The sequence below is a fragment of the Moorena sp. SIO2C4 genome, assembly GCF_010672485.1.
Taxonomy (GTDB): Bacteria; Cyanobacteriota; Cyanobacteriia; order Cyanobacteriales; family Coleofasciculaceae; genus Moorena; species Moorena producens.
On the sequence record NZ_JAAHGN010000249.1, the window covers coordinates 1 to 8,090 of the forward strand.

10 protein-coding genes and 1 pseudogene are annotated in these 8,090 nt (G+C 43.6%); 8 read left to right on the top strand and 3 right to left on the bottom strand.

What is annotated here, in order from left to right:
• From F6K20_RS14950 to F6K20_RS14960, 3 genes and pseudogenes are all read left to right on the top strand, one after another.
• Positions 1 to 220: pseudogene (locus F6K20_RS14950) on the top strand (hypothetical protein); the annotation flags it as partial.
• A gap of 36 nt (positions 221 to 256) precedes the next feature.
• Positions 257 to 916 (top strand): TIGR00266 family protein, encoded by a 660-nt coding sequence (locus F6K20_RS14955; RefSeq protein WP_008183422.1) that lies wholly within the window; start codon positions 257 to 259, stop codon positions 914 to 916.
• Between the two features lie 75 nt (positions 917 to 991).
• Positions 992 to 1,669: a TIGR00266 family protein gene (locus F6K20_RS14960; RefSeq protein WP_008183420.1), complete on the top strand. Its 678-nt coding sequence runs from the start codon at positions 992 to 994 to the stop codon at positions 1,667 to 1,669.
• Here F6K20_RS14960 and F6K20_RS14965 read toward each other — a convergent pair.
• The gene (locus tag F6K20_RS14965; RefSeq protein WP_287295153.1) at positions 1,651 to 1,848 is read right to left on the bottom strand and encodes a hypothetical protein; all 198 of its coding nucleotides are present in this window, start codon (positions 1,846 to 1,848) and stop codon (positions 1,651 to 1,653) included. The two genes, F6K20_RS14960 and F6K20_RS14965, sit on opposite strands and share 19 nt — an antisense overlap.
• A 165-nt stretch (positions 1,849 to 2,013) precedes the next feature.
• Between F6K20_RS14965 and F6K20_RS14970 the strand changes: the two genes are divergently transcribed.
• The 4 genes from F6K20_RS14970 to F6K20_RS14985 all read left to right on the top strand — a co-directional run bounded on the left by F6K20_RS14970 (position 2,014) and on the right by F6K20_RS14985 (position 5,220).
• Positions 2,014 to 2,706 (top strand): TIGR00266 family protein, encoded by a 693-nt coding sequence (locus F6K20_RS14970; RefSeq protein WP_502708311.1) that lies wholly within the window; start codon positions 2,014 to 2,016, stop codon positions 2,704 to 2,706.
• Between the two features lie 87 nt (positions 2,707 to 2,793).
• A complete protein-coding gene (locus tag F6K20_RS14975; RefSeq protein ID WP_287254840.1) occupies positions 2,794 to 2,916 on the top strand; it encodes a hypothetical protein in 123 nt (40 codons plus the stop codon).
• A 96-nt stretch (positions 2,917 to 3,012) separates the two neighbouring features.
• Entirely contained in the window at positions 3,013 to 3,861 is an 849-nt protein-coding gene (locus F6K20_RS14980) for a M48 family metallopeptidase (RefSeq protein WP_008183415.1), read from the top strand.
• A gap of 675 nt (positions 3,862 to 4,536) precedes the next feature.
• Positions 4,537 to 5,220 (top strand): hypothetical protein, encoded by a 684-nt coding sequence (locus tag F6K20_RS14985; protein ID WP_131826917.1) that lies wholly within the window; start codon positions 4,537 to 4,539, stop codon positions 5,218 to 5,220.
• A 102-nt stretch (positions 5,221 to 5,322) separates the two neighbouring features.
• Here the strand turns inward: F6K20_RS14985 and F6K20_RS14990 are convergent, their stop codons facing one another.
• Positions 5,323 to 5,826, bottom strand: coding sequence for a DUF29 domain-containing protein (locus tag F6K20_RS14990; RefSeq protein WP_287295155.1), 504 nt, complete (start codon positions 5,824 to 5,826; stop codon positions 5,323 to 5,325).
• A gap of 418 nt (positions 5,827 to 6,244) precedes the next feature.
• Between F6K20_RS14990 and F6K20_RS14995 the strand changes: the two genes are divergently transcribed.
• Positions 6,245 to 6,442, top strand: a complete 198-nt coding sequence (locus tag F6K20_RS14995) for a helix-turn-helix transcriptional regulator (RefSeq protein WP_287267516.1) — start codon at positions 6,245 to 6,247, stop codon at positions 6,440 to 6,442.
• Positions 6,443 to 6,527: 85 nt separating this feature from the next.
• Here the strand turns inward: F6K20_RS14995 and F6K20_RS15000 are convergent.
• On the bottom strand, positions 6,528 to 8,090 hold a 1,563-nt coding region (locus tag F6K20_RS15000; RefSeq protein ID WP_287295157.1), incomplete at its 5' end, for a RecQ family ATP-dependent DNA helicase.

Below are 8,090 nucleotides of genomic sequence, written 5' to 3' on the forward strand. Positions count from 1 at the left end.
TTTAAACAGGGAACAGGGAGCAGGGAGAATTGTCTACTCCCAACTCCCAACTCCCAACTCCCAACTCCCAACTACCAACTCCCAACTCCCAACTCTTTTCCTTGATTGGGAAGATAATGTGAGCTATGAAAATCAAACTTATTATGAATTAATGCAAATAAAGAGTTTGCTTAAATTTATTAAAGAAATCTGGACAGCAGAAAATTTTCTGCCAGAATAGTAATATTCCTATCACTCAGCAACGGGAGATCTGACAGTGAAATCTGAAATTCGCTACAAGCCGGCCTTTGCAGCAATTTTTGTCACTCTCGATCCTGGTGAGAGTATCACTGCTGAGGCAGGGGCAATGACCAGTATGGATGCTCAGCTTACCATGAAAACTCAATTTTCTGGTGGCTTCTTCTCTGGCTTGCTCAAGAAATTCTTTGGTGGAGAGTCTTTATTAGTCAATACCTTTAGCAATCAGACTCAGCAACCATTGAACCTAGTTCTTACTCAGTCCATAATTGGCGATATTGCTGGTGTGGAATTAGGAGAACGCAGTCTGTGTTTTCAACCCGGTGCTTATATTTGCCATACTACTGGGGTTAAGCTGGGTGTTCGGTGGGCAGGTTTTAAGAGTTGGTTTTCTGGTGAAGGACTATTTAAACTGAAAGTCAGTGGTAAGGGCACAGTTTTCTTTGGTGCTTATGGTGGTCTTACTCGCAAGCAGATTAATGGGGAATTTATTGTTGATACTGGTCATTTAGTGGCCTATGAACCAGGAATTATGATGAATATTGGGTTAGCTGGTGGCTTGTTGGGGTCTGTAACTTCTGGAGAAGGCTTTGTGAATCGGCTCAGGGGTCAGGGTGAGATTTATCTACAGTCTCGTAGTGTTGATGGTTTAGTCAAGTATTTACGTCCTAAGGTTTAGCTTCCTAATCCTTTACTATACCGTAGCCAAACCACTACATCTTTAACACTATCCTTCCTAAATTTCGTTATAAAAATGGAAATAGAACTATTACATCAACCAGATAGTGCGATCGCTCGCGTTGTTCTGGATGAAAATCAAGAATTCGTGGCAGAGGCAGGCTGTATGATTGCCATGAGTGGCTACATCAATGCCAGCACTACTTTACGACAAGGTAAAGGAGGTGGTATTTTTGGTGGATTAAAACGCTTGGTAGGTGGTGAATCACTGTTTTTAAGTGTTTTTCGCTCTCCTGTTGGTGGTGGCGAAATCTTTCTAGCGCCCAAATTCATAGGTGATATTTTAGTTTATCAAATGAATGGTCAAGAGTTGGTAGTGCAGGCGACTTCTTATCTTGCCAGTGAATCAGGTGTTGATATTGATTTAGGCTTTCAAGGTTTTAAGTCCCTGTTTTCTGGCGAATCAATTTTTTGGTTGACTATTAGTGGTTATGGTTCTGTATTGCTGAACTCATTTGGGGCAATTTATGAAGTACCAGTGGAAGGTGAGTATATCGTTGACACCGGTCATATTGTTGCCTTTGAAAAAAGCCTGAACTTTGAGATTACTAAACCTGGCTCTAGCTGGATTGGTGCTTTTCTAGGTGGAGAAGGGCTGGTTTGCCGATTTAAAGGGCAGGGTAAAGTCTATTGTCAAACCCACAATACTGGTGCTTTTGGTCGGCAAGTTGGTACTCAACTACCACCACGATAATTACCTGGACGGAAATAAAGATTGTTGCTTGAAGTAGGGAGTCGGGAGTCGGGAGTAGGGAGTCGGGAGTCGGGAGTAGGGAGTCGGGAGTCGGGAGTCGGGAGTAGGGAGTAGGGAGTAGGGAGTCGGGAGTAGGGAGTAGAGTTATAGCAGTCGCCAGGGTAATTAGGACATGACAAAAGTCTCAAACTACAGTTTGGCTTGAGTTTAACTTCTGACTTCTGACTTCTGACTTCTGACTTCTGCTATACTTCCCGTGAATTCATAATTATTTACACAGTATTGTTTACTATCCCTTGATATTAGTTCTAACAATACATAATAATAGATAGGCCATAAAAATGATGAATAAAATTGACTACGAAATTGAGCATTCTCCCGCTTATGCCTCTTTGATTATAAACTTACAGGCAGACCAAACAGTCTTAATTGAATCAGGAGCAATGGCAGCAATGGACTCAAGTATCTCGATGAAGTCCAAAGTACGAGGTGGCTTGATGACAGGACTGGGTCGGATGGTAAGTGGTGAATCATTTTTTGTTAGTGAGTTTACTGCTGAAAAAGAGCCTGGGCAAATTTATGTTTCGCCAGGAGTACCTGGAGATATTCAGCATTACTACCTGAGAAACCAGGGTTTAATGGTACAGTCTTCAGGATTTGTTGCCTGTAGTCCAGAAATAGAAATTGACACGCAATTTCAAGGCTTTAAAGGCTTCTTCAGTGGCGAGTCTTTGTTCCTGATTCGAGCTACAGGCCAAGGGGATTTTTGGTTTAGTTCTTATGGAGCAATTGTAGAAATTCCAGTGGCGGGTGACTATGTAGTAGACACTGGCTATATCGTGGCATTTGAAGATACTCTAAATTACCAGGTTGAGGTGCTGGGTGGTTTATCATTTCGAGGTCTTAAAACTGGAGTTTTGGGTGGAGAAGGGTTAGTCTGTCGTTTCAGTGGTGAAGGACGCTTATGGATTCAATCTCGTGAGCTTTATGGGTTAATTAATTTTTTAAATCCTTTCCGTCCAACTAAGAGTGACTAAGAAATTGGTAATAGCTAAATAGCAAGCTAATCACTAATCCCTAATCACTAATCGTAAGCATTCAGCCATTAGCTATCAGCTATCAGCGTGTCGCGTATCAGCTTAAGCGCTACGCGCACGCGATCGCGTTCAGCTATCAGCTATGAGCTATCAGCTATTGGCCTAGGGCCAATGGCTTTTCCCCAGACTTTCAATTTTATTTTAAGCTGACGGCTGACAGCTGACAGCTGACGGCACCTCAAGTAGCGTGCGCTTCGCGCATATGCTTACCACTAATCCCTAATCACTAATCCCCCATCACTAATTATGCCCTCTCCAGATATACCTCAGAGTCGCAACCCACCACCAAGTAACCGTCAACTACTGATTTTATTGGGGCTATTTATCAGTTTTATTGTGGGGGTTATTTGGCTGTTGAACTTGCTGATCAACAGTCTAATTGGGCTAATTCCTCCTAGTGTCGAGCAAAAGCTGGGAGCTGTAATCGTTCCGGTTTATGAGCAGCAGGCTCAACCATCACCAACTCAAGATACCCTCAATCAACTGCTGGCGCGATTGGAAAAACAACTACCACCGGAGCAATCTAGACAACGAGATTACCGGGTGCTTTATCTACCAGAGGACACAGTAAATGCCTTAGCACTACCGGGGGATGTGATTGTGGTGTACGCCGGTTTTTTGAAACAGGTCGAGTCAGAAAATGAGTTGATGATGGTATTAGGACATGAGTTAGGTCATTTTGCTCACCGAGATCATCTGCGCAGTTTGGGAAGAACATTGCTGCTGCGGACAGCGATCGCTTATTTTGTTGGTGATGTAGGAGCCCTAGAATCTTTGGCTATTTCCGGATTGGCAACACTCTCTAAGTCGAAATTTTCCCAGTCACAGGAACAACAGGCGGATGAGTTTGGCTTGAGGTTGTTGCAGCAAACTTATGGTCATGTTGCTGGCGCAACAGATTTTTTCGCGAGAATGAGTCACAAACGAGGAGCGTCCTGGGATTTTTTATCAAGTCACCCATCTCCGGGTAAGCGAGTTACCCGACTACAGCGTCTGATTAAGGAACAAAATTATCCTCTCAAGGAGCGATCGCCTCTCCCGGAAAATCTGAATCAATCTCACCTGATATCAAGTCCAGTTGAATACCCATATTAAACGAGGGCAGAAGGCAGCTATGCTGAAGGCAGCTATGCTGAAGGCAATTGGATGGGGATTTAAACCCCATCCAATTGTGGACACCGTAAAGACGGTGGGGTTTTATAGCGCGTAGCGCTATATAGCACTACCGATTAAGGTTAGGACATTTATACAAGCTTAAAAGCTGTTGTAGTCCACTTTTGCCTTTTGCCTTTTGCCTTTTGCCTTGCGCGTAGCGCTATATCATCCAGCGATCGCTCTGTGTTTTTCGTACTACAAATCGAAGTGCGAAATCTGTTCCCTGATCCGAAGTTACCTGCTCGGAAGTCCCTACTCCCTAAAACCGAGAACCTTGTACCTCACCCAATTGACAAATCCTATTGGGTTTCTAAATGAGATGTAAACCTAGAAGGTCTTTTTTTTTATCCAATAAAACGCCGGATATCTTTCCCCTCTTGCTTCTTGCTTCTTGCCCCTTGCCTTTTTCTAAGGGTAATCGTTCACAACTCAAATGGATCCGGATCTGATCTCAAACACCAAGGAAACTAGAATACCTAAGCAAATTTTGCTTCAAAAAAAAATTTTTCTGATCATCTGCGAAAAGTTGGCTTGAGAGGCGCTGTAACAAGTAGCAATGAAAAAACGCCGCCTGGGCCGGTGTTTGATGAATTTCTAGAAAAGGTGTATTCTCAAATGATTAATTTGCTAAAGCAGCTTTGGACAACACTAGTTTCCTTCACTCTCAACATCAGAAAGCGCTGGCAACAATTAGCAGCAACGATACTGAAGGTATTCAAGGAACTAAGCGATAGTAATTCTCAGCCGATTGACCAGCAATCATCATCCCAAGAATCCCAAGAATTCAAAAAACTATCACAATCATCACAACTAACGATAGTAATGAATTACACACCACCGAATGATGGAGACGGACCTCCCAGTGAAACCGGAGACGCCGGATCTCTCTGGAAATTGTACCAGCTAATCCATGAAAATCCTGAGTTTAGTAACCCACAACTGTTACCAATATCAGCATCAAGACAACTACAACTATCACAACTACAGATGGTAAATACTTTCACACCACCCAATGATGGAGACGGCCCCGTAGGTGACGGCGAAAACGCCGGATCATTCTGCAAATTTCACCAGGTAATTGATGAAAATCCTGAGTGTACTGACCCACAAGCATCTAGTGTTACCAAGTCGTCTTCAGGTCAATCAACCTTGCCCTCTGACCCTGTCTCGCCCAAACCTGAGTCAAAACAATTGTCAACTGTCATGAGTTGGAATCCATTCACAGATTACAATCCACCGAAAGATGGCAAGGGACCCGTCGGTGACAGCAAAGATGCAGGTAGTTCTTGGCGCAGATAGTAGTTACTGAGTTTAAGTATACCAGTTTTCTATTCCTTAAAGTACTTTTTTCCTGGGTTTTAGAGAATAGGGAGTAGCGACTACATCGCTGCTCCCTATTCTCTATCCCCTGTTCAACACTTCTGGGAAAAAGCCAGCTTCCAAAACCTGCTCCTGAGCAAAAGAACACTCACAAGGAAAAGTGCTCAACTTAATCCCAGTTTCCTGGGCTGCCTTAATCCGAGCTTTTTGATAACTTTGCTCAAAGACCTCTGGCAAAAACGCTACGGTGCGCTTTCCAATGGGCGAGTAAATCGCCCTTGGGTCGCACCGTTTTAAACTAGGACTATCCTCCAGCAATTCTTCCAAAGCGATACGCTGTTCAGTGATAGTATTGATCCAACTATCGCTCCTTTTCCCTGGTTGATACATCCACTTCAGTAAATGCATCAGCAACACAATCAAGCGACTTTTTAACTCGCGCTTTTCCCGTTTACCCATGCTTTCGACTTCTTCAATCAGATTCGCTACATCAACTTGGGTAAACTCACCCTCCCGTAACTGTTGCGCAGTTGCCTCGGTCCATAAGTAAAAGTCTTGCTGATAAAGGTTGTGGGTTGTTGTCATCGCTCATTTCCCCAATTAATTGATGCTAGCATTTGGAGACTCCCCGCTCTTACCTAGACGGGGATTTTGATTTGTTTGGCGATCCCAATTCTTAAGCCGCTACACAATAATTTCATGCTAAGAATTCAGCTGTCAGCTGTCAGTGGTCAGTGGTCAGCCTTTAGCTCAATACCTTTAGTGGTGCGTTACGGGGCGGGCTATCTCAACCCTGGCTACGAGGTGGAAAATGAGGGCGAGCCCTTCCCTAACGCACCCTACGCCTCACTTCCCACCCTCCCCACCTACATCTATGGTCTTAATTCAAATCATTGATATTAATTTACCTGCCCTGTTGCACAAAACCCGATTGTAGAATATAAACTATAAATAGTCAAATAAATTTAGGTAAACTACTGCTACAAGACCACCGGAGAAGGTAATGTCCCTAGGAAAAAAACTACGAGAACGCCGTGAAAGTCTAGGTTTAACCCGCATACAAGTTGCTAGAGCCTGTGATGTGGTAGAGTCTACAGTGATTAACTGGGAGGCGGATCGGCACAAGCCTAAGCTCTATCCAGAACAGACTAAAGCCTTGTGTGATATTTTAGATCTCAAAGTTGAGGATCTGCTCCAGTAACATGTAAGGTTATACCCAAAGCACAGGATGGCTTTGTGCGATCATTTCATACTCATCTATAGTGCTGCGGATAGCAATAACTATATCAATTACCCTGCCGTCGCCACCAAGCACGGACTAGTTGAATGTCTTCGTAGGAGTAACGTTCTCCTAAATATTCCCGTACTTTTTTTAGATACTGATCACCCACTTTTTCAATTGCTTTGATAATTGGCTCATGACGTTCCAATGGTACCAGTCGTTTTAAATCCACTGGCTGATTCATTTCAATTAATTGGCTCAAATGATCTATTATAGTCCTGGTAGTATATCCTCGTTGTTGAGCAATTTCCTCTACACTTAACCCTTGTTGATAGAATTGCAGGGTTTTCATATGGGTACTGGAGGGCAGGGGTTCTGGTAGTTTTTGCTCTTGACAAAATGCCTGAATTTCTGAAACAAATTGCTCGCCATACTGGGTAACTTTATACTGAGTAACACCAGAAAGTTTCCCAAAGTTCTCTAAGGTTTTGGGTTTCAGCTGTGCCATTAGTTTCAGTGTGGAATCAGCAAAGACCACATAGGGTGGAATCGATTGGCGATCAGCGAGCTGTTTCCTTAATTTCCGCAGTTTCTCTAGCAGAATCTCGGCTTCAGCTACTCTGGGGTTAATTTCCCCTAAGGCTTTTTCTACAGATGACTGGGGAATAGGAACGTAAACAGAACGTTGCTTGCGCAGGATTTCCCAACTTAGTTTATTGAGCTTCAGCACAGAGTAGCCATCGGTGGTTTGGTCTACTAATCCTTGGTGCAAAAGCGATCGCACTAGAATTTTCCAAGCCTCTGCAGTTTTATCTTTACCAATACCATAAGTAGAGAGTAAGTGATGGCCATACTGCTCAATTTTCTTACTTTTTGAGCCCCGCAACACTTGAATAATGTGGTTCATGCCAAACCGTTCCCGACACCGGGCTACACAAGAGAGGAATTTTTGAGCTTCAATGGTCCAATCTTCTAGTGGCTTAGGATAGCAACAGTTATCACATTTCTCACAATTCCCTGGAAACCGCTCACCAAAGTAGCCCAGCAAAATCCGGCGGCGACAATCTGTGCCTTCTGCGTAGTCAACAATCTGATTTAACTGTTGATAGGCAATCCGTTGTTCCTTGGGATCGGGCTTTTGATCAATCAGATAATGAAGTTTTGAGATATCACTAGCGCTATATAAAACCGTACATGTGGCTGGTTCCCCATCCCGTCCTGCTCGTCCCGATTCCTGGTAATAACTTTCGATGTTACGAGGTAAATCGTAGTGAATCACAAACCGTACATCTGGCTTATTAATTCCCATGCCAAAGGCTACCGTAGCTACGATTACCCGCACATCATCCCGGATAAACCGATTTTGATTGGTTGCCCTAGCCTTATCCGTCATTCCACCATGGTAAGGTAGGGCAGAAATACCATCATTCTGTAACCGGAAAGCGACTTCTTCTACGGAACGGCGGCTCGTACAGTAGACAATACCAGAACCTTGGTGAGAACGGATCTGTTTTAATAACTGTTGATAGCTTTGCCGTTGTTTTGGTTGAACGTCGTAGTAAAGGTTAGGACGGTTGAAACTGGCGATGTGAACCTTGGGCTGTCGCAATTCCAGTTGTTGGATAAA

Bases quoted from the DNA above. Each gene is read 5' to 3' on its own strand.
- F6K20_RS14960 (WP_008183420.1), top strand. From the start codon at position 992: ATGGAAATAGAACTATTACATCAACCAGATAGTGCGATCGCTCGCGTT.
- F6K20_RS14970 (WP_502708311.1), top strand. From the start codon at position 2,014: ATGAATAAAATTGACTACGAAATTGAGCATTCTCCCGCTTATGCCTCT.
- F6K20_RS14980 (WP_008183415.1), top strand. From the start codon at position 3,013: ATGCCCTCTCCAGATATACCTCAGAGTCGCAACCCACCACCAAGTAAC.
- F6K20_RS14985 (WP_131826917.1), top strand. From the start codon at position 4,537: ATGATTAATTTGCTAAAGCAGCTTTGGACAACACTAGTTTCCTTCACT.
- F6K20_RS14990 (WP_287295155.1), bottom strand. From the start codon at position 5,826: ATGACAACAACCCACAACCTTTATCAGCAAGACTTTTACTTATGGACC.
- F6K20_RS14995 (WP_287267516.1), top strand. From the start codon at position 6,245: ATGTCCCTAGGAAAAAAACTACGAGAACGCCGTGAAAGTCTAGGTTTA.